This window comes from Marinobacter sp. (assembly GCF_048266785.1).
Taxonomy (GTDB): domain Bacteria; phylum Pseudomonadota; class Gammaproteobacteria; order Pseudomonadales; family Oleiphilaceae; genus Marinobacter.
The window spans coordinates 52,753-79,433 of record NZ_JBLWYX010000015.1 but is presented as its reverse complement, the minus strand read 5'-3'; the positions used below and the strand labels follow the sequence as shown (position 1 = coordinate 79,433).

Below are 26,681 nucleotides of genomic sequence, written 5' to 3'. Positions count from 1 at the left end.
AGACCTACGGTTTGGTGGAATACATGTCATCGGTTGAAACGGAAAACATGATTGTCGGCCTCGATATCGGAACCTCAAAGGTGGTTGCGATCGTTGGCAAGCGCAAGATGGACGGAACCATTGAGGTGGTGGGTATTGGTTCCCATCCGTCCCGGGGGCTGAAGCGGGGTGTGGTGGTCAATATCGAAACCACGGTTCAGGCGATCCAGCGCGCGGTTGAGGAAGCCGAGCTGATGGCGGGTTGCCGCATTCACTCGGTGTATGCGGGGATTGCCGGCAGCCATATAAAAAGCCTCAATTCACACGGCATCGTTGCCATCCGAGATCGGGAAGTAACTCAGGCGGATATCGACCGGGTCATTGATGCGGCGCAGGCTGTCGCCATTCCTGCGGATCAGAAAATCCTGCACATACTGCCGCAGGAATTTGTGATTGATAATCAGGAAGGGATCAAGGAGCCCATGGGTATGTCCGGTGTACGCCTGGAGGCGAAGGTGCATCTGGTGACCTGTGCCGTCAACGCAGCTCAGAACATTGAAAAATGCATTCGCCGCTGCGGTCTGGAGGCCGACGACATCATCCTGGAACAGCTGGCTTCCAGTCACGCGATCCTCACCGAGGACGAAAAGGAACTGGGTGTCTGCGTTGTGGATATGGGAGGCGGTACCACGGACATCGCCGTGTTTACTGGCGGTGCTATCCGCCACACTGCGGTTATTCCCATTGCCGGTGACCAGGTCACTAACGACATTGCTATGGCTCTGCGTACGCCTACGCAGAACGCTGAAGAGATCAAGATCAAATACGCCTGTGCCTTGACGCAACTGGCTGGCGCTGACGAAACCATCAAGGTTCCGAGCGTTGGCGACCGTGCGCCCCGTGATCTTTCACGCCAGGCGCTGGCAGAGGTTGTTGAACCACGGTACGAGGAGCTGTTTACCCTCGTGCAGTCGGAGCTGCGCCGTTCAGGTTTTGAGGATCTGGTTCCGGCGGGCATCGTTATTACAGGCGGCGCCTCCACCATGGAAGGTGTAGTGGAGCTGGCGGAAGAAATCTTCCATATGCCGGTACGGCTGGCGTGTCCGCATGCAGTCTCCGGTATGACAGAAGTTGTTAATAACCCCATCTACGCCACCGGCGTCGGGTTGTTGATTCATGGTTTCCGGCAGATGGATCTTGGCCGGGCACCGGTGCTCAAGGGTGAAGATGCACCCACGCTGTTTGAGCGCATGAAGGCCTGGTTCACCGGTCATTTCTGACGGTGCCGGGAAGGCAGTAACGAAGGTATCTCGAAAAATACACTCTTGAATTAACAGCCTGGAAAAGGCTGAAAACAGCACGAAGGAGAAGGGGAATGTTTGAACTAGTCGATAATGTCCAACAAAACGCTGTCATTAAAGTAATCGGTGTTGGCGGCGGCGGCGGTAACGCGGTGCGCCACATGCTGAACAGTGACGTTGAGGGTGTGGATTTCATCTGCGCCAACACAGACGCCCAGGCACTGGCTGGTATGGATGCCCGCCAGATTATTCAGTTGGGTGGAAACATTACGAAAGGACTGGGAGCAGGAGCAAACCCGGAGATCGGCCGTCAGTCCGCTCTTGAAGACCGCGATCGTATCGCCGAAGCCATCAAAGGCGCGGATATGGTGTTTATCACCGCTGGCATGGGCGGCGGTACCGGCACTGGTGCCGCACCGGTAGTTGCCGAAGTTGCGCGGGAAATGGGCATACTGACCGTTGCCGTGGTTACCAAACCTTTCAATTTTGAAGGTGGCAAACGGATGAGCCTGGCCGACGTGGGGCTCAAAGAGCTCGAAGAATGCGTTGACTCGCTGATCACCATTCCCAACGAAAAGCTGCTCGCCGTGCTGGGTAAAAAGACCAGCCTGCTGGACGCCTTCGCTGCTGCGAATGATGTTCTGCTCGGTGCGGTTCAGGGTATTGCTGATCTGATTACCCGCAATGGCATGATCAACGTCGACTTCGCTGACGTTAAGACGGTTATGTCCGAGATGGGTATGGCCATGATGGGCACAGCGACCGCGACCGGCGAGAACCGCGCACGGGAAGCTGCAGAAGCAGCCATTCGCAGCCCCCTGCTGGAAGATGTAAACTTGCAGGGTGCCAAAGGTATTCTGGTCAACATTACCGCAGGTATGGACCTGAATCTGGGCGAATTCTCCGAGGTTGGCGATATTGTGCGTGAGTTTGCGTCCGATTCTGCCACCGTTGTAGTCGGTACCGTCATCGATCCGGAAATGACCGAAGAGCTGAAAGTCACGGTCGTTGCGACAGGGCTTGGTGGGGATCGTGAAAAGCCTACCAAAGTAGTTGATAACACCCGTACTCTGGATGGCAAAACGGATTACAACCAGCTGGACCGCCCTGCAATCCTGCGTCGTCGTGCCGTATCGCACGGTAATGTGGCGGTTGACCAGAGCAAAGAAAGCGAGGAGCAGGGCGTCGACTATCTCGATATTCCCGCATTCCTTCGCAGGCAGGCGGACTGATAACCTGTTGCAACTGACATCCGGTTAGGGTTCATATTTGCGCAGTCAGGACGCAACGCCGGATAACAAAACGCTGACAGCCAAGGGCTGATGTTGCATGAATTTCAGGCAATGTCGGGCGGGGCAAATGGTACTCAGTCTTATTTTTTGATATTCTGCGCCCAGATTTTTGTTTGGAATATCGCCATTTTACGGAATAACGAACTGATGATCAGACAACGGACACTAAAAAACACGATCCGTGCTACCGGCATCGGGCTGCACTCGGGGGAAAAGGTTTACCTTACCCTGAAGCCGGCGCCAGTAGATTCGGGAATCATTTTCCGGCGCACCGATCTTGACCCAGCGGTTGAGATTCTGGCCTGCGCTGAAAATGTGGGTGAGACCATGCTGTCAACGACGCTGGTAAAAAACGGTGTCCGTGTGGCGACGATTGAGCATTTGCTATCTGCCATGGCTGGTCTCGGTATCGATAACTGCTTTGTTGAATTGAGCGCTGCAGAAGTGCCGATCATGGACGGCTCTGCCGGCCCGTTCGTCTTTCTGCTGCAGTCTGCCGGCATCGCTGAGCAGGAAGCTGCCAAGCGATTCATTCGCATCAAGCGCGAAGTAACCATTGAAGAAGGCGACAAGAAGGCTACCTTCCTGCCGTTTGAAGGCTTCAAAGTGAGCTTTGGCATCGACTTTGATCATCCTGTGTTCAAAGGCCGTGCCCAGACCGCGACCGTCGATTTTTCAAGCACGTCTTTCGTGAAGGAAGTCAGCCGCGCACGGACTTTCGGTTTTATGCGTGATATTGAAAAGCTGCGGGCGATGAATCTGGCGCTGGGCGGCAGTGTGGATAACGCCATTGTGGTAGACGACTACAAGATTCTGAACGAAGACGGTCTTCGTTACGAGGACGAGTTCGTCAAACACAAAGTACTGGACGCAATCGGGGATCTGTACCTGCTAGGCAATAGCCTGATTGGTGAGTTTCGTGGCATCAAGTCCGGTCACGATCTGAATAATAAGCTGCTGCGCAAGCTCAGGGCAGAAGAGGATGCATGGGAGGTGGTGACGTTTGATAATGAAGAAACCGCGCCTATCTCCTACATGAAGCCTGTGCTGGCGGTGCCGGCTTAGGGCTGGATGCCTTAATCCCGGACGTGGCTTGCGAGTTTTTCGAGAACCTCGCGTAGTTTTTTATCCTTCGTGTGCCCGGCTTCCTCTTTGAGGAGTCGGGCATTTTCTTTGCTCAGAGGTATTTTTTTAGCCGGCGGCTTTTCACTAAACCTTGGAGGAGCCACTTTTACCTTGAGTTTCCAGACAAAACGGAACAGGTCGTTTTCACGGAGTTTTTCCATAATCTCGTGCTGTCGGAAACGAATCTGGCTGGCGTTGCCTGCATTCTCCGCAGATAAGGTGAGCTCTCCCTCGTGGCAGCAAACAAACCGGGTGCCAGTCACAAGCGCAGGCGGTAATGAGGCCATAACCTGTTCTTCCGCCTGGTGGTGCATATCGGCTTTTGCCACCAACTCTCGAAGAACCGGTGTCCTTCCCAAGTTGTCGAAGGTCATTTTTTGATCATTTTTTCGTTTCATAAGGCGTTTTCTTCTCGACGGCCACGATAACGATTGGTTACACTTCGGCACGTTTTGTGCGTAGTGCCAAAGCTGCTCTTGTTTTACCTTGTTGTAATTGAGTATGTCTACCGGGCGCTGCGATTTATCAGTACGTAGTTGTTGTCAAGGATGGCTGACCCACTTGGAACATTCAGGGCTGAAACACTACAGGACACGGTTGCAGCTCGTCGATGAAACCAGAAGACAATATGAATATCATTCTTGTAGGCAAAAGCCACGGCAAGTCCCGTGTGCTGGCGCTGAATGGCACGGTTGCTTTTGCACTGGCGCTTGCCGCCGCTGCATTGATTGCAGCAGCAGGCTGGGGCGGATACAGCGTGGCGGTAAGCCAGGCAGAGGCCGTCGAGCCTTCAGACTCCGAACTCGTAGCAGAGTGGCAGAGCAAACTTAGCGAACAAAAAGCTGAGCTTGCCGGGCTGCAGCAGAATGTGCAGGATCAGGTAGATGCCCTGACACTGCGTCTTGGAGAAATTCAAGGCCGTTTGCTGCGTCTTGATGCGCTGGGTCAGCGCTTTGTAGAGTCCGGCCTGGTTGCCAGTGATGAATTCGATTTTAACCAACCGGCAGCGGTTGGTGGCCCCGAAGATTCACTGCTTGCAGATTCCTTCTCAGCACCCGAGTTGACCCGGATGATAGACGAGCTGGAGCACAAGATACAGGATCGCGAGCAACAACTGCGCCTGCTGGATCAGGTCTCCTCCCGGCAGAAGCTGGAAGACGAATTGTACCTGGAAGGCCGCCCGATCACCTGGGGCTGGTTATCTTCTCGTTATGGTTACCGTTCTGATCCGTTCACCGGAAAGCGTACCTGGCATGCCGGCGTTGATCTTGCGGGAAAGGACGGCAGCGATATCATCTCTGTAGCGGGTGGCGTTGTATCCTACGCAGGTGAGCGTCATGGCTACGGCAATCTGGTGGAGATTGATCACGGCGATGGCCTGATTACCCGCTACGCTCACTGCAAAACGATCAAGGTTAATGTGGGTGATGTCATCCAGAAGGGACAGGTGTTGGCGTTGATGGGGAGCACGGGTCGCTCCACCGGGCCCCACGTTCACTTCGAGGTTATTCGTAACGGAAAAAGCGAGAATCCGGAAACCTACATCAAGAGAGCCAGTCGCTAGGATTTCAGGTTTAGCCTGACGTTTACCCAGTTCCCGCCAGTTTCATCAGGTTCGTTACCCCCGGTATTTGGCACAGCATAGCCGTGGAACTTTGGCTATGAGGGCCCTGCCTTTTTACTGTTACAAAATAAGGTTAGAATGCCGGCTTCCTCCGTTTAATCTAAAGAAGCAGTGGTCTATGTTCTCAAAGTTTGCAACCAAGATGTTCGGCAGTAAAAATGCCAGAGAAATCAAGAGAATGCGCAAAACAGCCTTGCGCGTTAATGAGCTTGAGGAGCAGTTTGGTAATCTGGCGGACTCCGAGTTGCAGGGCAAGACGGCCGAGTTCCGTCGCCGGCTCGAGGAAGGCGAGAGTCTGGATGCGCTTTTGCCCGAGGCTTTTGCGACGGTCCGTGAAGCCGGGCGGCGTGTTATGGGCATGCGCCACTACGATGTACAGTTGGTTGGCGGTATTACCCTGCATGAGGGTCGGATTGCGGAGATGAAGACCGGTGAGGGTAAAACGCTGGTCGCGACCGCTGCTGTTTATCTCAATGCCTTGCCTGGCAAAGGCGTGCATGTTGTAACCGTTAACGATTATCTGGCCAGCCGTGATGCCGAATGGATGGGCAAACTGTATCGCTTCCTTGGCATGCAGGTAGGCGTGGTCGTTGCCGGTCAGGCACCGGAGCAAAAGCGAGCCGCGTACCAGGCCGATATTACCTACGGCACGAACAATGAATTTGGCTTTGATTACCTGCGTGACAACATGGCGTTCAGCACCGATGACAAGGTGCAGCGTGGCCTCCACTATGCGATTGTGGACGAAGTCGACTCGATCCTTATCGACGAAGCCCGCACCCCTTTGATTATTTCAGGCGCAGCTGAAGACAGCTCGAAAGCTTATCTGGCTATTAACGAACTGATCCCCAATCTGCAAAAAGGTGAAGTCAGTGAGGAGGGTGAATCCACCGGCGATTTTACCATTGATGAAAAGTCGCGCCAGGTCGAACTTACCGAGGCGGGCCATGAGCGGGTTGAAGAACTGCTGCTGAGCCGCCAACTTCTGGAGGACGGCGAGAGTCTATACTCCGCAGCAAACCTCAGCCTGCTGCATCACGTGCATTCTGCGCTCCGGGCCCATCACCTGTTCCAGAAAGATGTGGACTACATTGTTCAGGGTGGCCAGGTCGTCATTGTTGATGAGCATACCGGCCGAACCATGCCGGGCAGACGCTGGAGTGAGGGTCTGCACCAGGCGATGGAAGCCAAAGAAGGCTTGAAAATCCAGGCCGAGAGCCAGACGTTGGCTTCGACGACCTTCCAGAACTATTTCAGGCTTTATGAAAAGCTTGCCGGTATGACCGGTACTGCTGATACAGAAGCTTTCGAGTTTCGGCAGATTTACGGCCTCGATGTGGTGGTCATACCGCCCAACAAGCCGATCCAGCGAGTTGATTTCAACGACCTTGTTTACCTGACTCAGGATGAAAAATTCCACGCCATCATTGATGAGATCAAGGATGTGACAGGTGAGGGGCGGCCAATCCTTGTGGGTACGGCGTCTATCGAGGCATCTGAGCTGCTCTCCATGCTGCTGAAAAAGGCGCGTATAGAGCACAAGATTCTCAACGCCAAGCAGCACGAATCGGAAGCCCAGATCATTGCTCAAGCCGGCCGTCCGGGCGCTGTTACCATTGCTACCAACATGGCTGGTCGGGGCACAGATATTGTGCTGGGTGGCAATTGGGAGCACGAAGCTGCTGTCCTGGATAGTGCCTCTGAGGAAGAGGTTGCTCGCCTCAAGGCAGAATGGACGGAGCGCCACAATCAGGTACTGGAAGCCGGTGGCCTGCACATTGTCGGCACCGAACGCCACGAATCCCGTCGGATAGATAACCAGTTGCGCGGCCGGGCCGGCCGTCAGGGTGATCCGGGTTCTTCCCGCTTCTTCCTGTCACTGGAAGATAACCTGATGCGGATTTTTGCGCCGGATCGGGTGAAAAGCCTGATGCAAGCCATGGGCATGAAGAAGGGCGAGGCGATTGAGCACCGTATGGTCACCAACGCCATCGAAAAGTCTCAGCGCAAGGTCGAAGGCCGCAACTTCGACATGCGTAAAACGCTGCTTGAGTACGATGACGTTGCCAACGATCAGCGTACCGTTATCTATGATCAACGTAATGAGGTGATGTCTTCCGAAGACGTTTCGGAGATGGTTGATACCATCCGTGAGGACGTTGTCGATGCGTTGATCAGCGAACATATACCACCCCAGAGCATGCCCGAGCAGTGGGATGTGGCGGGGCTCGAGACTCAGCTACAATCTGAGATGTCGATCGATCTGCCGATCCAGGCTTGGCTGGAAGAAGACAAGAAGCTTTTCGAGGACAACCTGCGCCAGAAAATTCTGGACGAAATTGTTGCGGCATACCGGGCCAAGGAAGAGGTGGCGGGCGCCGAGTCCATGCGCAAGTTCGAAAAGCAGGTGTTCCTGCAGGTTCTGGATACTCTGTGGAAAGAACACCTCTCCAACATGGATCATCTGCGTCGTGGTATTCATTTGCGTGGTTACGCTCAGAAAAACCCCAAGCAGGAATACAAGCGCGAAGCGTTTAATCTGTTTGAGAGCATGCTTGATACCATGAAGCGTGATGTAACCCGCGTGCTGTGCCACGTTCGGGTTCAGAGCCGGGAAGAAATGGACGAGGTTGAGCGGCGTCGCAAGGAAGAGCTTGAGCAGGAGCTTGCCAAAGCTCGCTTGCGCCACGATGAGACCAGCGCGACCGCACAGAGTGAAGCTGAGCGAGCGGGCAACAGTGGCGCTGGAGATTCCCGGCAAACCATGCCTGAAACCTTCGTGCGACAGGAGCGTAAGGTGGGTCGCAACGAGCCTTGCCCATGCGGATCCGGTAAAAAATTCAAGCAGTGTTGCGGCAAGGTGAGCTGACCACACTGCGCTGACAGAACGCAAAGTACGGAGCCCGCAATCGACCAGTTGACTGGCAGACTGCGGGCTTTTCGTTTTCAGGCTTATTTATTCCAGAATCAGAAGGAGTAGCAGGATGGCGGTTGGACCAGGAACCTTACCCGAATTTTTCCCGGTAGCAGGTGTCAGGCTGGGAATTGCCAGCGCCGGCATCAAAAAGCCCGGGCGTAAAGATTTGGTGGTGTTTGAGCTGGCACCGGGTAGCCGGGTTGCCGGTTTGTTCACCCGTAACCAGTTCTGTGCTGCACCGGTTACCCTGAGCCGCAAGCATCTGGCTGAGAAGGCGCCACGTTACCTTTTGATTAACACAGGAAATGCCAACGCCGGTACTGGCAAGCATGGTATGGAAGATGCGCTTGCCTGCTGCCAGGCGTTGGCGCAGCAGGCGGGTGTCAGTGCTGCCGAAGTGCTGCCATTCTCGACGGGTGTGATTGGTGAACCTTTACCGGTTCAGAAAATCGTCAGTGCTCTGCCAGATGCGCTGGCAAGCACCGCGGATAATCGTTGGGCGGAAGCCGCGAACGGCATAATGACAACGGACACACGCCCAAAGGGCGCATCGGCTCAGGTTGATCTGGGTGGCCATACCGTCACCATTTCCGGCATCAGTAAGGGCGCGGGTATGATTCGCCCCAACATGGCCACCATGCTGGGTTTTATTGCCACCGACGCCCTGATTGCGCCGGATGCGCTGCAGGCATTGGCATCGGAACTTGGGGAGCAGTCTTTCAATCGGATCACTATCGACGGGGATACTTCCACCAACGATGCCTGCACGTTGATAGCCAGCGGCCAGTATGGCGGCCCTGAAATTACTCTGGATAGTCCTCAGCTGCCGACCCTTCGGGATGCGCTGAGAAAGATTTATCTGGATCTCGCTCACGCTATTGTGCGCGATGGCGAGGGCGCGACCAAGTTTGTCACTATTCATGTCAGTGGTGCGGCGGTCCAACAAGAAGCGTTGGATGTGGCGTATGCGGTAGCCCACTCGCCTCTGGTGAAAACGGCGCTGTTTGCGTCGGATCCCAACTGGGGTCGGATTCTGGCGGCTGTCGGGCGGGCTGGCGTTGTTGATCTGGACGTCAATGCGCTGGAAATCCACCTTGGGGATGTTTGTCTCGTAAGGGATGGTGGCCGCGCCGAGGATTATTCCGAGGCTCGTGGGCAGGCAGTCATGGATCAGGAAGAGATCACCATCGCTATTGACCTTAAACGGGGTGGTATAAGCGAAACGGTCTGGACCTGCGACTTTTCTCACGATTATGTCACTATCAACGCAGACTACCGCAGCTAAGCATGGCCACAGCAAAAAACGATGTCCGAGAGGTGCATGTCGCGGTCGGTGTTATTGTCCGCGAGGGGCGCGTGCTTATTGCCCGCCGCCCGGATCATGTTCATCAGGGTGGCTTGCTGGAGTTTCCGGGCGGCAAAGTTGAGTCGGAAGAAGCTGTACAGGCTGCGCTGATCCGTGAGATCGCGGAAGAGACAGGGTTAGAGATACCACTGGGCACATTGCGGCCTGTGATTGGTGTCCGCCACGATTACGGTGACAAGCACGTATTTCTGGATGTCTGGAGAACAGATCAGGCGCAGGGCGAAGCCCACGGACGTGAAGGGCAATCCATAGACTGGCTGAGCCCTGAAAGCTTGCGGGATGAAGACTTTCCAGCGGCAAACCGACCGATTATCCGGGCGCTGAAATTGCCTTCATTGCTGGCGATAACTGGTGATATTAGCGCTGGTGACATTGGCATTGAGCAACTGCGCAAGGCACTTGTGCGGTTGCCAGCAAGTGATCGCTTGCCGCTGGTAGTGCTGCGCGCGCCGATTTTGGGCGCGGAGGGCTATGGTTCCTTGGCTGAGGCTGCGTTGGAGCTGTGCGAGGCCGCTGGTGTCGGCCTTGTGCTTCACGGGCCAACTGACGTGTTTGATGACAACCCGGATGCGGCGGGGCTGCATCTGCCTTGGCGTGAAGCCGAACAACTTGAGGCGAGGCCCGTTCCGGAGGGTGTCTGGCTCGGTGTGTCCTGTCACAATGCTCAACAAATAGATCACGCTGTAGCCATTGGTTCCGATTACGTGACCCTGGGCCCGGTAAAACCGACGGCAACGCACCCCGGAGCCCCGGTGTTGGGCTGGGCAAAGTTCCGTGACCTGGTTTCTTGCGCGCCGATACCGGTTTTCGGGCTGGGCGGGCTGGAACCAACTGACCTCGATGACGTACAGCAGGCGGGCGGCCAGGGCATGGCCGGAATCCGTTACTGGTGGCCACAAAGCTGAGGATGATCATAAGTGCCGGAGGGCATTTCTGATATGCTCGCTGGCTCGTTTCTTGTTTATATCACAATATTTTTGATCATTTATTGAATCTGAACCCCGGGAGACACCGTGAGCAAACTGACCCATCTCGACGACAAGGGCGAAGCCCGCATGGTGGACGTTACGGATAAGGCCTTAACGGAGCGTGAAGCCCGCGCAGAGGCACGAATTCACATGAAAGTTGAAACCCTTCGGATGATCACCGAAGGCGCGCATCCGAAGGGCGACGTGCTGGCAGTCGCCCGTATTGCCGGAATCATGGCGGCCAAAAGAACGCATGACCTGATTCCGTTATGCCACGCCCTGAATCTGACTTCGGTGAAGGTTGAACTCACTCCGGGCGAAGATGGCGCATCGGTGCATGTAATGACCCACTGCAAGCTTTCCGGTCAGACGGGTGTCGAAATGGAAGCGCTGACCGCAGCCAGCGTCGCCGCACTGACGCTTTACGACATGTGCAAGGCCGTCGACAAGGGTATGGAGATCAGTGGAGTGCGCCTGTTGGAGAAAAAAGGCGGGCGCAGTGGGCACTGGGTTGCTGACAATCAGTGATGCAGGATCTGCACTGCGCCATGGCTCGTAGATATGTTCCGCAATTACGCCTCATCGCCGGCCCATGGTAGAATGTGCGCCCCGATTTACTGAACCACGAGGAAACACTGTGGCTGTTCGTTACATCCAAAGCTGTCGGTTGCCTACCCCGTTCGGGGTATTCGATATGCATGGCTTTGAGGAGCCGGATACAGGAAAGGAGCACGTTGCCCTCACGTTGGGGTCCCTGGACAGTGACGAACCCATGTTGGCCCGCACGCACTCCGAGTGTCTCACTGGCGATGCCCTTTACAGCATGCGCTGTGATTGCGGCTACCAGCTGGAAGAAGCACTGCGCAACATTGCGCGTGAAGGGCGGGGTATTCTGATGTACCTGCGCCAGGAGGGTCGGGGTATTGGTCTGCTTAACAAGATCCGCGCCTACCATCTTCAGGATCAGGGTGCGGATACTGTGGAGGCTAATGAACGCCTGGGGTTTGCTGCAGACCTGCGTGATTACAGCATGTGCAAGGATATGCTTGAGCATCTGGGCATCAAAAGCCTGCGCCTGATGACCAACAATCCCCGCAAGGTGAAGGCGCTCACTTCTTATGGCATTGAAATTACCGAGCGTGTTCCGCTGCACGTCGGCCGTAATCCCCATAACGAGCACTATTTGGATACCAAGCAGAGCAAGCTTGGGCATTGGCTGGAAACCCATCAGGACGATGATCCCCAGCAGTAGGTGCAGTCTGTAGATACGCAAACACAAAAAAGCCCACCTGAGCGGGCTTTTTGCATGCAGGCTTTAACGACCGCGTTATTTGACCGCTTTAAGTCGTTGGTGCTGAAGTCGCTCCATGCGGGTGCTTATGGCAGAGAATATGCCATGAGCATCCAGCCCGCACTCCTTGAGTAGCTCTTCGTGCTTGCCGTGATCAATGAAGGTATCCGGTAGCCCGAGTTGAAGCACGGGCATTGAAACCTCTTGCCTGTTCAGGAATTCCGTAACAGCGCTTCCTGCGCCGCCGGCAACAGCGTTCTCTTCCAGCGTGACCAGCAGATCGTGCTGCTCTGCGAGTTCGAGAACCAGAGCCTCGTCCAGCGGTTTGACGAAGCGCATGTCGACCACTGTTGCTCCCAGCTTTTCTGCAGCGTCCAGAGCCGGGGTAAGCAAGGTGCCAAAATTGAGAATGGCGATGCCACCGCCTTCACGAACTTTGCGTCCCTTGCCAATCTCCAGCGGGGTAAGTTCTTTCTGGATCTCCGCCCCGGGTCCGGTTCCTCTCGGATACCGAACGGCGGCCGGGCCCTCAAACAGCAGGCCGGTATGAAGCAGCTGACGCGTTTCATTTTCGTCAGATGGTGTCATCAGCACCATGTTCGGAATGCAGCGCAGATAACTGATATCAAAGGCCCCCGCATGGGTAGGGCCATCTTCGCCAACCAGGCCCGCCCGATCGATAGCAAAAAGCACATCCAGATTCTGGATGGCGACATCGTGTATGAGCTGATCGTAGGCTCGCTGCAAAAACGTGGAGTAAATCGCAACCACGGGTTTTGCGCCGTCACAGGCCATGCCAGCCGCAAGCGTTACGGCATGCTGCTCGGCAATCGCAACGTCGAAATAGCGCTCCGGGAAGCGCTCGGAGAATTCCAGCAGGTCAGAGCCTTCGCACATAGCGGGGGTAATGCCGTTTACGCGCTCGTCCAGCTCCGCGGCGTCACACAGCCATTGCCCGAACACGTTGGCGTACTTCTGTTTCGATGCTACTGGCTTGACTGGCTCCGGTTTGCTGGCGGGCACAGGTTCAATCTTGTTAATGGCATGATAGCCAATGGGGTCCGCTTCGGCAGGCGCGAAGCCTTTACCTTTTGTCGTGACCACATGCAGAAACTGCGGACCTTCCAGCTCGCGGATATTTTCCAGGGTCTCAACCAGCAAGGGCAGGTCGTGTCCATCAATGGGGCCTATGTAATTGAAGCCCAGCTCCTCAAACAGGGTGCCCGGCACAATCATGCCCTTGAAGTGCTCTTCGGTTTTCTTTGCCAGTGCCATCAGATGCGGCGCGCCCTGAAGGACTTTCTTGCTGCTGTCGCGAACCTGGTTGTAGGTGCGGCTTGAAAGCAGTTTGGCGAAATAGTTGGACAGACCACCGACATTGCGCGATATCGACATGTCGTTATCGTTCAGGATTACCAGCATATCGGCGTGCAGGTGGCCGGCGTGGTTGAGTGCTTCAAACGCCATACCAGCAGTCATGGCACCATCACCGATAACGGCAATGCTCTTGCGACCGGTACTCTGCTGACGGGCGGCCACGGCCATGCCGAGCGCTGCGCTGATAGAGGTGCTGGAATGGCCTACACCGAAGGTATCGTACTCACTCTCAGCGCGCTTCGGGAAGCCGGCCAGGCCGTTCTTGCGCCGGATGCCGCCCATCTGTTCACGGCGGCCTGTGAGGATCTTGTGGGGGTAGGCCTGGTGGCCCACATCCCATACCAGACGGTCTTCCGGTGTATTGAAAACATAGTGCAGCGCCACCGTGAGTTCGAGTACACCAAGCCCGGCGCCAAAATGGCCGCCGGTTTGCCCGACAGACCACAACAAGAACGCTCTCAGCTCTCTGGCAAACTGAACAAGCTGCTCAGGCGGCAGTTCCCGCAATTGGGCGGGTACGTCAACCCTGTCCAGCAACGGCGTATTTGGACGCTGCGACGGGATTTCCTTGAAAATATAAGTGTCCTGCATCTACTCGGGTCTTTTCCGGAATGTTCGGTAACTGGCTGCCATTATAGAGGAACAGAGGTGCCTGTTTCACATTTGGAGCCATATGTTACGAAATTGTACTTGGTTAACAGAAGGCTCAATGCGTTCTTGCCACTACATAATCCGCCATGGCCCTGAGCGCATCGGCTTCCGGCCCGAAGTCCTGCAGGCTCTCCAGAGCACTGCTGAGCAGTGTAGAAAGGTGCTCCCTTGCGCCTTTGAGCCCCAACAGAGCAGGGTAAGTCGGTTTGGCCCGGGCGACATCGGAGCCTTGGGGTTTGCCGATAGTTTCTGTGTCTCCCTCAATGTCGAGGAGATCATCCTGAACCTGAAACGCCAGCCCAAGTGCTTTGGCGTAGCGCGTCAGAGCATCCATAGAGCCTTCACTGACGCCGGGCGCGGTCAATGCGCCAATGCGCACGCTGGCTTCAATCAGGGCGCCGGTTTTATGCCGGTGCATGGTTTCGAGCTGGGCCAGAGTCAGGCTCTTGCCTACTGACTCCAGATCAATCGCCTGACCACCCACCATGCCGCGGTGCCCACTTGCATGAGCGAGCTCCTGAATCATGGCGAGCCGAGCAGATATCTCAACGCCGGGAGCCTCGGCCAGCCACCCAAACGCCAGCGCCTGAATGGCGTCGCCGGCCAGAATAGCCGTAGCTTCATCAAAGGCAATGTGTGCGGTTGGCCGGCCCCTGCGCAACTCGTCGTTATCCATCGCCGGGAGATCGTCATGAACAAGCGAGTAGGCGTGAATCAGTTCCACTGCACAGGCTGGAACCAGCGCTGCATCCAGGCTCTGTCCCAGGGCACCTGCGGCCGCAATGGCCAGCGCGGGGCGGATACGTTTGCCGCCGCCAAGCACGCTGTAACGCATGGCTTCCTGAAGTTGCTCAGAGGCAGAGCCGGATTTAAGGCGGCGATCCAGTTCCGCGTCCACGCGGCGGCGGCAGGTTTCCAGAAAATCCATGGTAGACGGGGCCCCGTTTTGCATTAGTCGGCGTCATCCGGTGAAAATGGTCGGGTTTCCAGAGTGCCATCGTCGTTCTGCACCAATTGCTCAACCCGTTGTTCGGCGATTTTGAGAGCCTGCTGGCATGCGCGGGTCAACTTAACACCTCGCTCGAAGGCTGTAAGCGATTGCTCAAGGGACAGCTCTCCCTGCTCCAGGTTACGTACCAGCGTTTCCAGCTCATCAAGAGATTTCTCGAAATCAGCAATGGAAGTGGCGTCTTGTTGACCGGCCATCGGCGGTCCTCCGATCGGGTGAACGAATTTCGCGGATTATATCAGAGGCAGAGCGCTATCGCTGCCAGTGGAACTCCCGGTATCCTTCTGCCTCACCTCGGGCTGCCCAGCTCTGTTCGGTAACATGGATTTCACCGGCGTGAGAGAGGCTGATCACCGTGGTGGCGCGGGTGCCGTATTCGGGTCCGGTTATAAACGGAGACGAAAGAAACCGCTCGGTCTCACGATTTACGCCAGTATCAGGCAGCAGGTGATCCGGCGCTGGTGTTCTGTCTTGCAACAGTATGCCGAGATTGCTGTGCAAATCCGCAGCATCACCTCTTGCGGATTTTACGGTTTGGCCCACCGCTTCCCTGAGGCGTATCAGTTTTGGCCAGGGGGTCTGAAGCAAATGGTTGCTCAGGCCGTATATGCCGCGATGAATAGTGCGCCCCGGGTGGGCGTCACGGTTGCTGAAATACCAGCCCGCCGTCTCAGAGAGGCTGACAAGGTTGAACCCGGCGTATTGGGCAGCTGACGTTGCCAGGCTCTTCTGCAAGTGTGCTCCGGATTCCGAGAGCGCCCGCAGGGGCAGCTCGCCACGGCTTATCTTGCCTGCTTCAGGAGTACCCTCGCGAACATTGGTCACAGCGGCGACCCGGCCTTCCGGTGAAATCGCCAGCCACGTGCCTCCGGATTGCAGATCTCTGCCGGAAAGCACCCGGTGGCCCGATTCTGTTGTCCACCAATCGAGTGGCGTGGTGGGTCTTCGATAAAATTCATCCCGGTTGGCAGCGACCACCAGGGGGAATCGGGCGCTTTGGCCGAGGGAAAATGCAATCAGGCACATGCGAAGTCAATCTCCGGAGCTAATGGGGGCAATCCTCAGTGGTGAAGTTGCCACTGCCGGTGTGTATCATACCAGCCTTGTTTTCCCGGATGTGTGAGCGACTATGTCCCTGTTGTCTGTATTTGCCATTTATATGGTGCTTGGAGCCTTTGCCGGCACCCTTGCTGGCCTGTTTGGCATTGGCGGTGGTCTTATTATTGTGCCGGTGCTGATTTTCAGCTTCGGGGCTCAGGGCTTCAGCCCTGAGATTACTGCTCATATGGCCGTTGGGACTTCGCTGGCGACCATCGTTTTCACATCCCTCAGCTCCATCCGCTCGCACCACGGTCACGGCGCGATCCGCTGGGATATTTTCCGGCCGATGGCCTTCGGCATCATAGTCGGCGCCCTCATCGGCGCCTGGACAGCGGCACTGTTGAGTGGTGCGGCACTGGAACTGATTATCGGACTATTTGTCATTCTGGTGGGCCTCAAAATGCTGTTCGACGTCAACCCCTCGCCAGGCAGGAACGTTGCGGGTAAGCCAGGACTTGCGACGACCGGCGCAGGCATTGGCTGGGCCTCCGCCATTTTCGGTATAGGCGGTGGAACGCTCACCGTGCCCTATTTGAGCTGGAGCAACGTCCGGATGCAGCAGGCCGTAGGCACCTCTGCGGCGTGCGGCCTGCCGATTGCGATTGCAGGCGCTGTTGGCAATGCCTGGACCGGATGGGGTCAGCCGGCGTTGCCGGAATACAGCCTTGGTTTTATCTATTTTCCTGCCCTGATCGGGATCATTCTTACCAGTGTCCTGTTTGCGCGTGTAGGGGCTAACTTGGCGCACCGGCTTAACGCCAAAGTGCTCAAGCGCGTTTTTGCCATCATGCTCTTGCTTGTTGGTCTTCGTTTTCTTTTGAGTTGAGAGGTTATTGATGCTTCAGCATCCACAGATAGATCCCGTTGCTATTGCCATCGGGCCACTCAAGATTTACTGGTACGGACTGACTTACCTGGTGGGCTTCGTCGCCGGCTGGTGGTTGGGTCGCCTGCGTGCCCGCAAACCCGGATCTCCGATTACCGAAGAGCAGATGGGCGATCTCCTCTTCTACCTGGCGCTCGGCGTTATTCTTGGCGGTCGTTTTGGCTATGTCATTTTCTACAACTTTGATGCTTTTCTGGCGGACCCTCTGTGGCTCCTGCGGGTATGGGAAGGCGGAATGTCCTTCCATGGCGGGCTGCTAGGCGTCATGTTTGCCATGTGGTGGTACGGACGCAAGATCGGAACAGGATTCTGGCGCCTTGCCGATTTCGTCGCGCCTCTGGTGCCGGTAGGCCTTGGGGCAGGGCGAATTGGCAACTTTATCAATGGCGAACTATGGGGCAAGCCCACGGACGTGCCATGGGGCATGGTGTTTCGCCAAGCGCCGGATGCGCTGGCACGACATCCATCCCAGCTTTACCAGTTCGCCCTTGAAGGCGTGGTGTTTTTCATCATTCTCTGGTGGTTCTCGTCCAAACCGCGCCCAAGAATGGCGGTCTCCGGACTGTTCCTGGTTTGTTACGGAATCTTCCGCTTTCTGGTGGAGTTTGTGCGCCAGCCGGATGCGCAGCTGGGTTACTTGGCTTTTGACTGGCTCACCATGGGGCAGGTGCTTTCCTTCCCGATGCTTGTGGCCGGGTTGGTCCTGATGTTTATTGCTTACCGGAGAAACGCGGAATGAAAGCCTATCTAGATCTGATGCGGGACGTAGTCGATAACGGGTTCGACAAAGGCGATCGCACCGGCGTAGGCACCCGTTCTGTCTTCGGGCGCCAGATCCGCTTTAACCTCCAGGATGGCTTCCCTCTGGTCACCACCAAGAAAGTACACCTGCGCAGCATTATTTATGAACTGCTCTGGTTCCTGAAGGGCTCCACAGACAACAACTGGCTGAAAGAACGAAAGGTTTCCATCTGGAATGAATGGGCGCTGGAAAACGGTGACCTCGGGCCTATCTACGGCAAGCAATGGCGCAGCTGGCAGTGTCCGGATGGCCGCGTGGTGGACCAGATCAGCGAAGTCATTGAGCAGATTCGCAACAAGCCAAACTCCCGCCGCCTGATAGTATCCGCCTGGAACCCGGCAGAACTCCCGGACGAATCCGTCGGCCCCCAGGACAACGCCCGCGAAGGCCGCATGGCACTGGCCCCTTGCCACTGCCTGTTCCAGTTCTACGTGCTTGACGGCAAGCTCTCCTGCCAGCTGTATCAGCGCAGCGCTGATTTGTTCCTTGGTGTGCCGTTCAACATTGCATCCTATGCGCTACTAACCCACATGATTGCCCAGCAGTGTGATCTTCAAGTTGGCGAGTTCGTGCATACCTTTGGTGATTGCCACCTGTATCAAAACCACCTCACTGATGACATCGTTTTTGAACAGTTGAAGCGTGAGCCAAAAGCGCTCCCGGAACTCGTTATCAAGCGTAAACCAGACTCAATCTTTGATTACGAGCTGGAAGACTTCGAATTCGAAGGCTACGACCCTTATCCCGGCATTAAAGCACCTATAGCAATATAAAACTGGCAGGCTTCCTCCGGGGTTCGACCGCAAGGATGCGGAAAAGGCTCTCCGGAAATGTGCGGAGCCATGGATGGCGGAGCCAAGCGTACACGGACGTATTTACAGCGGTTTCCGGAGAGCCTTTTTCGCATCCTTGCAGCCCCCGAAGCCAAAGCCCGAGTCAAAGGAACCCTATCATGCGTAAAGCCCTCATAGTAGCCATGTCCCGAAACCGGGTAATCGGCAAAAATAACAATCTACCTTGGTACCTGCCAGGCGACCTGAAGTACTTCAAACAAGCCACCATGGGCAAGCCCATCATCATGGGCCGAAAAACCTGGGACTCCATTGGCAGACCCCTACCGGGCCGAATGAACGTTGTTATTTCCCGTGATGCAGAGCGAGAATCACCCGCAGGAACCGTTGGCGCCCAATCGCTGGAAGAGGCTCTGATAAAAGCAGAAGCACAGGCCGAACTCGATGGTGGTGACGAAGTAATGATTATCGGGGGAGGGCAAATCTATACGGAAGCGCTACCCAAGGTAGATCGCATATACATCACTCAGGTGCACGCCGAGGTCGATGGCGATGCGTATTTTCCGGAAGTGAACTGGGATGAGTGGGAAGAAATCGGACGGGAGGATTTCTCCGCGTCCGATAACAATCCTTACGACTACAGCTTCGTCGTCTATCAGCGCTTGGCGTCTGACTGACGAGGAGGCCGCTTACCGGCTGGCTTGCCACCTTTGCCAGGCGGTTTGCCGCGAGCACCAGCGCCGCCGGGGCCGCTACGACCCTTATTGAAACCGCCTTTCGGTGGTCCCTTGCGGAACTCGCCAGGGCGACCGCCTTTACGATCACGGCGCGGAGGCGGAGCCGAAGATACTACTGGCAGGGCTTCAGGCTGCTCCAAAGGCAGTGAGCCAGGCTGCATGGCTTCCATCCAGCAGGCGAGAGCACCGGCAACCATGGCGATGTCCATTTCGTTGCGTTCAGCGATCTCATCCAGCAACGCCATCGACTTCGCAAGCTTTTTATCTTCGGCAAAGCCCAAAAGCTGGGTTTCAAATTGCTCTTCGCGCATTTTCTTCAGTTCAACAGGCGAAGGCAGTTCGTAGGCTCCCATGGGCGAGTTGGTGGCGCGTTCAAGAGTGCGCAGCCAGCTCCGCTCACGGGGTGTTACCAGAAGAATGGCTTTTCCTTCGCGCCCTGCGCGGCCAGTACGTCCAATCCGGTGGATGTAGGCTTCGGTGTCGTAGGGTACATCGTAGTTGATAACGTGCGTGATTCTCGGAACGTCCAGGCCACGGGCGGCTACGTCAGTAGCAACGATAATGTCTTTCTTACCGCGCTTGAGATCCTCAACGGTCTGTTCGCGCTGGCGCTGGTTCAGATCGCCGTTCAGGGGCGCCACGGCGTGTCCACGGGCGCTAAGCTTCTCGGCCAACAGGGTGGTTTCGGCCTTGGTGCGGACAAAGATAATGGCACCTTCGATAGGCTCCACTTCCAGAATGCGGGTCAGCGCATCCAGCTTGCGCTCTGCATAAACCGGCAGAACAAACTGCGAAATACGCTCAACGGTGCGGGTTTCGCTTTCGATTTTCACTTCGACCGCATCGCGCAGGTAGGTTTGAGCTACCTTCTTGATTTGCGGTGGCATGGTGGCTGAGAACAGCGCACGCTGACAGTTTTCCGGGGTCTTGGCGAGAATGGCCTCAACGTCATCAATAAAGCCCATGCGCAGCATTTCATCAGCTTCGTCCAACACCAGCGCCTTCAGGTTGCCAAGTCTCAGCGTGCCTTTGCGAAGATGGTCGAGCATACGGCCAGGGGTGCCCACAATAACCTGCGCACCACGCCTGAGGCCTTTGATCTGAGGATAAAAATCCTGGCCACCGTAGATAGGCAGCACGTGAAAGTTGCGAAATTTTGAGGCATAGGAAGTGAAGGCTTCAGCGACCTGAATGGCCAGTTCCCGTGTAGGTGCCAGAACCAGAATCTGAGGCTCAGTGACAGTTGCATCAACCCGGCTTAATAGCGGCAGTGCAAAGGCGGCGGTTTTACCCGTGCCGGTCTGGGCAACGCCCAACAAATGTTTGCCAGCGAGCAGGGCGGGTATGCACTGGGCCTGGATGGGCGTCGGGGTTTCATAGCCAATAGCAGATACAGCTTCAAGTACGGCTGGATCAAGCCCCAGTTCGGCAAAAGACAATTCAGACATTGATTTACTCGGTATTCGGAAGGTAGAGCATTGCCGGGCAATGCATTATGTGGCGATATTATAACCGCTTTTTGCTGGATTTAATACGTCAAATCTATTGTGATCTGTAGGTAGTTGCCGGGGCGGCGTCGTTGCATTGCTCGCGACTTTTGGGCAATCTCTTTTTCTGCTGATAGGTTGCTAACAGGATAGTATTATGACCTTTGATGAATTGATTGCCGCTGGCCGCGCCAGTAAAGAGCTGGTGATGCCCCCAAACTGGTCTCAGGGGCGCGCAACGTTTGGCGGCCTCGTAACGGGTCTGCTATTCGATCGTATGGAGCGGGTGGTTGCTGATAACAGGCCGGTGCGATCCATGCACGTGTCGTTTGTTGGGCCGGTAGAGGCAGATGTTCCCGCTGTTTTTGATGCGCAGATTCTGCGCGAGGGCGGGTCGGTTAGTCAGGTAGAAGGACGAATTATCCAGAACGGAGAGCCCCGGGTGGTCTGTATTGGCGCTTTTGCGGGTGGACGAGAGTCAGTTGTGCGGATTGAGGGAGTGCCAGCCCCGTACGCAAAGCCAATCGATCAATGCCAGGGGCTGCCGTTTATTGAAGGTGTGACCCCGGGGTTTATTGGTCATATTGAGATGCGCTGGGCATACGGAAGTCTGCCGTTCTCGGGCGGAAGCGGTCGTGAAATGGGTGGATGGATGCGGTTCCGGGAAGTGCCCGACGTTTTGACCGATGCCCACATTGTGGCGTTGATTGACGCCTGGCCTGCGCCAATCATCCAGCATTTCAAATCGCGTGTGCCGGCCAGTTCGCTGTCCTGGGCGTTTGATATCATCCACCCAAGGCCCGCTTTGGAGGCTGATGACTGGCTTCTGTACAAGGCGACAATTGATCAGGCAGGGGATGGATATTGTCATTTCGATGCCCGAATCTGGACGCCGCGAGGGGAGTTGCTGGCGGTCAGTCGCCAGACCGCTGCTGTATTCGGTTAACGGTTTCAGGGACTCCTCGAAAAAATGGCGGCTCAGGCCGCCATTTCTGCTTTTAACGCGTCAATAATGATCCGCGCAAAGTCTTCGGGGGAATCTTCCTGCAGGAAGTGCCCGCCCCGCAGGATAATGTGGGGCTGCCCGAGTGCACCGGGGATACGGCGCTGCATGTGGCGGTCTCCTCCGCGCGTTATGGGGTCGCCGCTGCTGAAGCAGGTAATAAAAGGCTTGCGCCATTTTTCCAGGACTTTCCATGCGGCCTTGTTGGCATCGCTTGCCGGGTCTTCAGGTGAGACAGGTACCAGCTTGGGGAATGCTCGTGCGCCTGCTTTGTATTCCGTTGAGGGGAAAGGCGCCTCGTAGGCCGCCAGCTCGTGTTTGTTGAGTGTCCGCTCGGTGCCCAGTTGCACAATGCGGCCAACGGGAAACCAGGGGCTGTGTGTAGCAAATGCCTTCCATACGCTGAATGTCGCAGGCGCGCGGGTTTCGCCGGTTGGCAGCATGCCATTGCCGACGATGATCCGTTGGAACCTGTCAGGAAGTTCAGCGGCAAGTCTAAGGCCCAGCAACGAGCCCCAGTTCTGACATACCAGTGTGATATTCCTGAGATCCAAAGCTTCCAGCCAATGAGTCAGCCATGCCATGTGGCGGTCATAACTGTAGTCATCTATATCTGCCGGTTTGTCAGACTTGCCAAAGCCTATAAGATCCGGTGCCAGTACCCGGTGGCCGGCATCAGCGACCAGAGGAATCATGTGGCGGTACAGGTACGACCAGGAGGGCTCTCCGTGGAGCATAAGAACGGGCGACGCAGTAGCTGGGCCCTCGTCGACATAGTGCATCCGGAGGCCAGGCTCGACATCCAGATAATGAGGAATAAAAGGGTAGTCCGGGAGACCTGCAAAGCGGTCTTCATCCGTTCTCAGAATACGCATGCCATCGACTGTCCTGACTGATTGGTTGCGAGCTCAGGATAAGTCAGTTAGCGATTTCATGTGTTTGAGTTGCGTAACAGAGCGTTGTGGCTTTGAATCAGGCGTTGTCAGGATCAATTGTTGGCCGCCGGTTGGAACGCTTGTCTTCCCAGTTCAGATCTTTCGGGTCGTACCAGCCGATAGCGTTAAGTACCTTCTCACGTGTGGTCATTGACAGCGTGGGCCAGAGCTCCTGAAAATCGTCCAGCCCCTGTTCGCGAAAACGCTGTTGTTTGCTCTGCAGGCGATTAATAATGCGCGGCAGTTGCAGAGCCTCGCCCAGTTGGCCCGGCACCCGAACCTCCTGGCCCAGAACCTTCCGGCGATGGGTTCTGGCGGCCAGCACCCGGCGCAGTTCCGTCGCAGCATCCAGAGCAGTTTCCGTGGTAAAGATTTCCAGTTCCAACGCCGTGACCTGTTTAATAGCTGACCAATAACGTTTCACTATAACCTGAAGCAGGCGCCAGTGGCCATTTGGTCGTGGTAGGCTAATGCGCGTCTGAACCTGACTGGGATAAAACGGAATTATGTACGCAAAACTTGAGACACGAACCTTTCTTGCCATGTTGGTCGGGGTATCCCTGGCTTTCGTGCTTCTCATGAAGCCTTTTTTCGGGCCTATCTTCTGGGCAATAGCTATCGCGCTGATTTTTCATCCGTTCCAGATGTTTCTGGTGCGCCGACTCGGTGACCGACCAAACGTGAATGCGTTGATTACGTTAACGGTTTGCATGTTGATTGTGGTGATCCCCGTGCTGGTTCTGGTGACGTCCCTGGCAGCTGAAGGGGTGGGGATCTATCAGCAGATTCAGGACGGAGAAATAAAGCCCGGTGAGTATATTGATCAGGTAAACCAGTCCTTCCCGGCTATTCAGTCATTTCTGGCGCAGTTTGATGTCAGCTTCAGTGAAATCCGTGATCGCGTGGTCAGCGTGTTCGTGGGCGGTAGCCAGTTCCTGGCGAAGCAGGCTCTGGGTATAGGCCAGAACACCTTCCAGTTTTTTCTCGGGCTGGCGCTTATGGTGTACCTGGCCTTCTTTCTGCTGCGCGACGGCAGAAAGCTGGTTGAACTGTTGATTCGCGCCCTTCCTCTGGGGGATGAGCGCGAACGATTGCTGTTTGCCAAGTTTGCAGAAGTAACCCGTGCAACGGTCAAAGGCAACCTGCTGATAGCCATCATTCAGGGCGCCTTGGGAGGCATTATTTTCTGGATTCTGGGCATCGGTGGGGCATTACTTTGGGGCGTGGTCATGGCCATATTCTCGCTGCTGCCTGCTGTGGGCGCGGCGCTGGTTTGGGTGCCGGCTGCGATTTATCTGGCCGCCGTGGGTGATGTCGTTGAGTCCATAGTGCTTACGATATTCGGCGTGGTAGTGATAGGGCTTGCCGATAACGTTTTACGACCGATTCTGGTCGGGCGGGATACAAAACTCCCTGATTACATTGTGCTGCTTTCGACTTTGGGCGGCCTTGCCATGTTTGGCGTTAACGGTTTTGTGATGGGCCCGCTGGTCGCCGCATTGTTCATGGCGTTCTGGGGGATCTTCATCCGGGAATTCAGCGAGGAGTCTCAGAGGGTCTGAGGTCAAGACTGTGATGTCGGTTTAGGCGACATGAGACAAAAGTATGTTAGGATTTTGCCAGCTAGCCCCAGTCCGTGGAGATTGGCACCACACAACAAGAAAGAAACGGATATCGCTGAGATATCAGGAGTAAAGCAGGTGAGTATCATTAAAAACGCGACCACCCGTATGGGCCTCTTTGCGCTTGCAGCAGGCGCAGCTGCAGTGTTGGGTTTCGCGCCCACCGCATTCGCCGATGAAACGGTTGCGCTGAAGAATGCCCTGTATGGCGCCGGGTACAATATTACGAATGTCAGTTCCAGAATGGATGATGCCACCCGGTCTGAATTGTCCCGCTTTCAGAAGGACAACGGGCTTCAGGCGAGCGGAATTCTGGATGAGGCAACCAAAAAAGCGCTGGGCATGATCAGTGTTCAGGTTGCGGCAGTCGCAACAGCTTCCAGGCCGGTAGTGTCCCAGCCTGCAGCCGTCAGCAACCCCGAGCCTGTCGAAGAAGACGCCATTGAGGAAGAAGGAGACGGTGGCTGGTCCCTGTTCTGATCGGGGGGCCCTTTTCGGTTTTGCAGGTGTCCAGGACGCAATACGAAAAAGCCCGCACAGATCATCTGTGCGGGCTTTTTTGTACCAGAGCCTGAATCAGCCAAGCTTCTCCAGATCCCTTACTGCACCTTTGTCAGCGCTGGTTGCCAGCAGGGCGTAGGCTTTCAGCGCAGCTGATACCGCACGCGCTCTGGGCAATTCGGGTTTCCAGCCTTTCGCGTCCCGGGCTTCGCGGCGACGATCGAGCTGCTGTTGATCCAACTGCACATTGATGGATCGCTGGGGAATGTCGATAAGGATCGGATCACCGTTTTCGATAAGCCCGATCGCGCCACCGGCTGCAGCTTCAGGTGAAGCGTGACCGATGGACAGTCCGGAAGTTCCGCCCGAGAAGCGGCCGTCGGTCAGCAGTGCGCAGGCTGCGCCCAATCCTTTGGATTTGAGATAGCTGGTGGGGTAAAGCATTTCCTGCATACCAGGGCCACCCTTGGGGCCTTCGTAGCGGATAATCACCACGTCGCCGGGCTTGACCTTGTCATCCAGAATGCCGGCTACGGCAGCGTCCTGGCTTTCAAATACCCTGGCTTTGCCTTCAAATACGAAAATGCTTTCATCCACACCGGCGGTTTTTACTACACAGCCGTCGACAGCGATGTTGCCATACAGAACCGCCAGGCCGCCCTCGGAGCTGTAGGCGTGCTCAGCAGAACGGATGCAGCCTGTCTCGCGGTCGCCGTCCAGGCTTGGCCAGCGGGTGCTCTGGCTGAAGGCCGTTTGGGTAGGGATGCCCGCCGGTCCGGCTTTGTAGAACTCAACAACCTCAGGGGTCGGAGAGCGCATGATGTCCCAGGTTTCCAGAGCTTCCTTCATGGTTTTGCTGTGTACCGTGGGCAGGTCAGTATTGATCAGGCCGCCACGTTCCAGCTCTCCCATAATGCCCATGATGCCACCGGCGCGATGCACGTCTTCCATATGATATTTTGGAGAATTTGGAGCCACTTTGCACAACTGGGGCACGCGGCGGGAAAGCTGGTCAATCTCGTTCAGAGTGAACGGGACCCCACCTTCCTGAGCGGCTGCCAACAGATGAAGAATGGTGTTAGTGGATCCGCCCATGGCGATATCCATAATCATGGCGTTTTCAAATGCCGCCATGGAGGCGATGCTCCGGGGCAGAACACTGGCGTCGTCCTGCTCGTAATAACGCTTTGCATTCGCCACAATTTGGCGACCGGCTTTCAGGAACAGCTGCTCCCGGTCGGCGTGGGTCGCCAGCATGGAGCCGTTGCCGGGGAGCGCCAAGCCTATGGCTTCGGCCAGGCAGTTCATGGAGTTGGCGGTAAACATGCCGGAGCAGGAACCACAGGTTGGGCAGGCACTGCGTTCGTATTCCGCGACCATTTCATCATCGGCAGCTGGATCTGCGGCTATGACCATGGCATCGACCAGGTCCAGCTTGTGCTCTGACAGCTTGGTTTTGCCGGCTTCCATAGGGCCGCCGGAAACGAAAATAGCGGGAATGTTCAGGCGCATGGCGGCCATCAGCATGCCCGGTGTGATTTTATCGCAGTTGGATATGCACACCATCGCATCGGCACAGTGGGCATTCACCATATACTCGACAGAATCAGCAATGAGTTCCCGTGAAGGCAGGGAATAAAGCATGCCGTCGTGGCCCATGGCGATGCCGTCATCCACCGCGATGGTGTTGAATTCTTTGGCAACGCCGCCGGCTGCCTCGATTTCGCGGCATACAAGCTGCCCCAGATCCTTGAGGTGGACGTGCCCAGGTACAAACTGGGTAAAGGAGTTAACAACGGCAATAATCGGCTTGCCGAAATCATCGTCTTTCATGCCGGTGGCGCGCCAGAGGGCGCGGGCGCCGGCCATATTACGGCCTGCGGTGGAAGTCCGCGAACGATACTGAGGCATGGTGC

General features: G+C 55.9%; 24 protein-coding genes and 1 pseudogene. 16 read left to right on the top strand and 9 right to left on the bottom strand.

The genetic code is table 11. The features are described from left to right. Positions 1-23 precede the first annotated feature (23 nt). The 3 genes and pseudogenes from ftsA to lpxC all read left to right on the top strand — a co-directional run bounded on the left by ftsA (position 24) and on the right by lpxC (position 3,637). Positions 24-1,259, top strand: a complete 1,236-nt coding sequence (ftsA, locus tag ACN0V1_RS17350) for a cell division protein FtsA (protein ID WP_417546198.1) — start codon at positions 24-26, stop codon at positions 1,257-1,259. A 95-nt stretch (positions 1,260-1,354) separates the two neighbouring features. Further along, positions 1,355-2,396 (top strand): annotated as a pseudogene (ftsZ, locus tag ACN0V1_RS17345) (cell division protein FtsZ); the annotation flags it as partial. Positions 2,397-2,719: 323 nt separating this feature from the next. Then, positions 2,720-3,637 carry a UDP-3-O-acyl-N-acetylglucosamine deacetylase gene (gene lpxC / locus ACN0V1_RS17340; RefSeq protein WP_417546197.1) on the top strand — a complete coding sequence of 306 codons (918 nt, stop codon included), beginning with the start codon at positions 2,720-2,722 and terminating at the stop codon, positions 3,635-3,637. Between the two features lie 11 nt (positions 3,638-3,648). Here the strand turns inward: lpxC and ACN0V1_RS17335 are convergent, their stop codons facing one another. Then, positions 3,649-4,095 (bottom strand): DciA family protein, encoded by a 447-nt coding sequence (locus ACN0V1_RS17335; protein WP_417546196.1) that lies wholly within the window; start codon positions 4,093-4,095, stop codon positions 3,649-3,651. A gap of 212 nt (positions 4,096-4,307) precedes the next feature. Between ACN0V1_RS17335 and ACN0V1_RS17330 the strand changes: the two genes are divergently transcribed. The 6 genes from ACN0V1_RS17330 to ribA all read left to right on the top strand — a co-directional run bounded on the left by ACN0V1_RS17330 (position 4,308) and on the right by ribA (position 11,824). Next, positions 4,308-5,261 (top strand): M23 family metallopeptidase, encoded by a 954-nt coding sequence (locus ACN0V1_RS17330; RefSeq protein WP_417546195.1) that lies wholly within the window; start codon positions 4,308-4,310, stop codon positions 5,259-5,261. 178 nt (positions 5,262-5,439) lie between these two features. Next, positions 5,440-8,190: a preprotein translocase subunit SecA gene (gene secA, locus ACN0V1_RS17325; protein WP_417546194.1), complete on the top strand. Its 2,751-nt coding sequence runs from the start codon at positions 5,440-5,442 to the stop codon at positions 8,188-8,190. 115 nt (positions 8,191-8,305) lie between these two features. Then, positions 8,306-9,523: a bifunctional glutamate N-acetyltransferase/amino-acid acetyltransferase ArgJ gene (gene argJ / locus ACN0V1_RS17320; protein ID WP_417546193.1), complete on the top strand. Its 1,218-nt coding sequence runs from the start codon at positions 8,306-8,308 to the stop codon at positions 9,521-9,523. Positions 9,524-9,525: 2 nt separating this feature from the next. Continuing rightward, on the top strand, positions 9,526-10,509 hold the full coding sequence (locus ACN0V1_RS17315; protein ID WP_417546192.1) for a Nudix family hydrolase: 984 nt from the start codon (positions 9,526-9,528) through the stop codon (positions 10,507-10,509). Between the two features lie 108 nt (positions 10,510-10,617). Beyond that, positions 10,618-11,100 (top strand): cyclic pyranopterin monophosphate synthase MoaC, encoded by a 483-nt coding sequence (gene moaC, locus ACN0V1_RS17310; RefSeq protein WP_417546191.1) that lies wholly within the window; start codon positions 10,618-10,620, stop codon positions 11,098-11,100. A 109-nt stretch (positions 11,101-11,209) separates the two neighbouring features. Then, positions 11,210-11,824: a GTP cyclohydrolase II gene (gene ribA / locus ACN0V1_RS17305; protein ID WP_417546190.1), complete on the top strand. Its 615-nt coding sequence runs from the start codon at positions 11,210-11,212 to the stop codon at positions 11,822-11,824. A 75-nt stretch (positions 11,825-11,899) separates the two neighbouring features. On the opposite strand, the gene dxs is transcribed toward ribA, so the two are convergent. The 4 genes from dxs to ACN0V1_RS17285 form a co-directional block, all read right to left on the bottom strand. Then, entirely contained in the window at positions 11,900-13,831 is a 1,932-nt protein-coding gene (dxs, locus tag ACN0V1_RS17300) for a 1-deoxy-D-xylulose-5-phosphate synthase (RefSeq protein ID WP_417546189.1), read from the bottom strand. 115 nt (positions 13,832-13,946) lie between these two features. Next, on the bottom strand, positions 13,947-14,843 hold the full coding sequence (locus ACN0V1_RS17295) for a polyprenyl synthetase family protein (RefSeq protein ID WP_417546188.1): 897 nt from the start codon (positions 14,841-14,843) through the stop codon (positions 13,947-13,949). Further along, positions 14,843-15,097, bottom strand: a complete 255-nt coding sequence (locus ACN0V1_RS17290; RefSeq protein ID WP_417546187.1) for an exodeoxyribonuclease VII small subunit — start codon at positions 15,095-15,097, stop codon at positions 14,843-14,845. The genes ACN0V1_RS17295 and ACN0V1_RS17290 overlap by 1 nt, the downstream gene beginning before the upstream one ends. A gap of 55 nt (positions 15,098-15,152) precedes the next feature. After that, positions 15,153-15,926, bottom strand: coding sequence for an NRDE family protein (locus ACN0V1_RS17285; protein ID WP_417546186.1), 774 nt, complete (start codon positions 15,924-15,926; stop codon positions 15,153-15,155). 103 nt (positions 15,927-16,029) lie between these two features. Between ACN0V1_RS17285 and ACN0V1_RS17280 the strand changes: the two genes are divergently transcribed. The 4 genes from ACN0V1_RS17280 to ACN0V1_RS17265 all read left to right on the top strand — a co-directional run bounded on the left by ACN0V1_RS17280 (position 16,030) and on the right by ACN0V1_RS17265 (position 19,157). Beyond that, positions 16,030-16,827 (top strand): sulfite exporter TauE/SafE family protein, encoded by a 798-nt coding sequence (locus ACN0V1_RS17280; RefSeq protein ID WP_417546185.1) that lies wholly within the window; start codon positions 16,030-16,032, stop codon positions 16,825-16,827. Between the two features lie 10 nt (positions 16,828-16,837). Beyond that, entirely contained in the window at positions 16,838-17,626 is a 789-nt protein-coding gene (gene lgt, locus ACN0V1_RS17275) for a prolipoprotein diacylglyceryl transferase (protein WP_417546184.1), read from the top strand. Further along, on the top strand, positions 17,623-18,462 hold the full coding sequence (locus ACN0V1_RS17270; RefSeq protein ID WP_417546183.1) for a thymidylate synthase: 840 nt from the start codon (positions 17,623-17,625) through the stop codon (positions 18,460-18,462). The genes lgt and ACN0V1_RS17270 overlap by 4 nt, the downstream gene beginning before the upstream one ends. A gap of 179 nt (positions 18,463-18,641) precedes the next feature. Continuing rightward, entirely contained in the window at positions 18,642-19,157 is a 516-nt protein-coding gene (locus ACN0V1_RS17265) for a dihydrofolate reductase (RefSeq protein ID WP_417546182.1), read from the top strand. Here ACN0V1_RS17265 and ACN0V1_RS17260 read toward each other — a convergent pair. After that, complete coding sequence (locus tag ACN0V1_RS17260; RefSeq protein ID WP_417546181.1) at positions 19,136-20,665, bottom strand: DEAD/DEAH box helicase; 1,530 nt, start codon at positions 20,663-20,665, stop codon at positions 19,136-19,138. The two genes, ACN0V1_RS17265 and ACN0V1_RS17260, sit on opposite strands and share 22 nt — an antisense overlap. A gap of 196 nt (positions 20,666-20,861) precedes the next feature. Between ACN0V1_RS17260 and ACN0V1_RS17255 the strand changes: the two genes are divergently transcribed. Further along, the gene (locus ACN0V1_RS17255; RefSeq protein ID WP_417546180.1) at positions 20,862-21,650 is read left to right on the top strand and encodes an acyl-CoA thioesterase; all 789 of its coding nucleotides are present in this window, start codon (positions 20,862-20,864) and stop codon (positions 21,648-21,650) included. Between the two features lie 32 nt (positions 21,651-21,682). Here ACN0V1_RS17255 and ACN0V1_RS17250 read toward each other — a convergent pair whose 3' ends face one another. Both ACN0V1_RS17250 and ACN0V1_RS17245 read right to left on the bottom strand, forming a co-directional pair. Then, the gene (locus ACN0V1_RS17250) at positions 21,683-22,582 is read right to left on the bottom strand and encodes a haloalkane dehalogenase (protein WP_417546179.1); all 900 of its coding nucleotides are present in this window, start codon (positions 22,580-22,582) and stop codon (positions 21,683-21,685) included. A gap of 97 nt (positions 22,583-22,679) precedes the next feature. Further along, positions 22,680-23,027 carry a hypothetical protein gene (locus ACN0V1_RS17245; protein WP_417546178.1) on the bottom strand — a complete coding sequence of 116 codons (348 nt, stop codon included), beginning with the start codon at positions 23,025-23,027 and terminating at the stop codon, positions 22,680-22,682. A 121-nt stretch (positions 23,028-23,148) separates the two neighbouring features. Between ACN0V1_RS17245 and ACN0V1_RS17240 the strand changes: the two genes are divergently transcribed. Next, entirely contained in the window at positions 23,149-24,204 is a 1,056-nt protein-coding gene (locus ACN0V1_RS17240) for an AI-2E family transporter (RefSeq protein ID WP_417546177.1), read from the top strand. A 138-nt stretch (positions 24,205-24,342) separates the two neighbouring features. After that, positions 24,343-24,744 (top strand): peptidoglycan-binding domain-containing protein, encoded by a 402-nt coding sequence (locus ACN0V1_RS17235; protein WP_417546176.1) that lies wholly within the window; start codon positions 24,343-24,345, stop codon positions 24,742-24,744. Between the two features lie 96 nt (positions 24,745-24,840). Here the strand turns inward: ACN0V1_RS17235 and ilvD are convergent, their stop codons facing one another. Further along, the gene (gene ilvD, locus ACN0V1_RS17230; protein WP_417546175.1) at positions 24,841-26,676 is read right to left on the bottom strand and encodes a dihydroxy-acid dehydratase; all 1,836 of its coding nucleotides are present in this window, start codon (positions 26,674-26,676) and stop codon (positions 24,841-24,843) included. Between the last annotated feature and the right edge of the window lie 5 nt (positions 26,677-26,681).

Excerpts from the sequence above, each read along its gene's own strand:
- ACN0V1_RS17270 (WP_417546183.1), top strand. The coding sequence starts at position 17,623 with ATGAAAGCCTATCTAGATCTGATGCGGGACGTAGTCGATAACGGGTTC.
- ACN0V1_RS17255 (WP_417546180.1), top strand. The coding sequence starts at position 20,862 with ATGACCTTTGATGAATTGATTGCCGCTGGCCGCGCCAGTAAAGAGCTG.
- ACN0V1_RS17260 (WP_417546181.1), bottom strand. The coding sequence starts at position 20,665 with ATGTCTGAATTGTCTTTTGCCGAACTGGGGCTTGATCCAGCCGTACTT.
- argJ (WP_417546193.1), top strand. The coding sequence starts at position 8,306 with ATGGCGGTTGGACCAGGAACCTTACCCGAATTTTTCCCGGTAGCAGGT.
- lpxC (WP_417546197.1), top strand. The coding sequence starts at position 2,720 with ATGATCAGACAACGGACACTAAAAAACACGATCCGTGCTACCGGCATC.
- ACN0V1_RS17315 (WP_417546192.1), top strand. The coding sequence starts at position 9,526 with ATGGCCACAGCAAAAAACGATGTCCGAGAGGTGCATGTCGCGGTCGGT.
- ACN0V1_RS17285 (WP_417546186.1), bottom strand. The coding sequence starts at position 15,926 with ATGTGCCTGATTGCATTTTCCCTCGGCCAAAGCGCCCGATTCCCCCTG.
- ACN0V1_RS17250 (WP_417546179.1), bottom strand. The coding sequence starts at position 22,582 with ATGCGTATTCTGAGAACGGATGAAGACCGCTTTGCAGGTCTCCCGGAC.
- dxs (WP_417546189.1), bottom strand. The coding sequence starts at position 13,831 with ATGCAGGACACTTATATTTTCAAGGAAATCCCGTCGCAGCGTCCAAAT.
- ACN0V1_RS17240 (WP_417546177.1), top strand. The coding sequence starts at position 23,149 with ATGTACGCAAAACTTGAGACACGAACCTTTCTTGCCATGTTGGTCGGG.
- ftsA (WP_417546198.1), top strand. The coding sequence starts at position 24 with ATGTCATCGGTTGAAACGGAAAACATGATTGTCGGCCTCGATATCGGA.
- ACN0V1_RS17290 (WP_417546187.1), bottom strand. The coding sequence starts at position 15,097 with ATGGCCGGTCAACAAGACGCCACTTCCATTGCTGATTTCGAGAAATCT.
- ilvD (WP_417546175.1), bottom strand. The coding sequence starts at position 26,676 with ATGCCTCAGTATCGTTCGCGGACTTCCACCGCAGGCCGTAATATGGCC.
- ACN0V1_RS17335 (WP_417546196.1), bottom strand. The coding sequence starts at position 4,095 with ATGAAACGAAAAAATGATCAAAAAATGACCTTCGACAACTTGGGAAGG.
- ACN0V1_RS17295 (WP_417546188.1), bottom strand. The coding sequence starts at position 14,843 with ATGCAAAACGGGGCCCCGTCTACCATGGATTTTCTGGAAACCTGCCGC.
- ACN0V1_RS17265 (WP_417546182.1), top strand. The coding sequence starts at position 18,642 with ATGCGTAAAGCCCTCATAGTAGCCATGTCCCGAAACCGGGTAATCGGC.
- ACN0V1_RS17280 (WP_417546185.1), top strand. The coding sequence starts at position 16,030 with ATGTCCCTGTTGTCTGTATTTGCCATTTATATGGTGCTTGGAGCCTTT.
- ACN0V1_RS17330 (WP_417546195.1), top strand. The coding sequence starts at position 4,308 with ATGAAACCAGAAGACAATATGAATATCATTCTTGTAGGCAAAAGCCAC.
- secA (WP_417546194.1), top strand. The coding sequence starts at position 5,440 with ATGTTCTCAAAGTTTGCAACCAAGATGTTCGGCAGTAAAAATGCCAGA.
- lgt (WP_417546184.1), top strand. The coding sequence starts at position 16,838 with ATGCTTCAGCATCCACAGATAGATCCCGTTGCTATTGCCATCGGGCCA.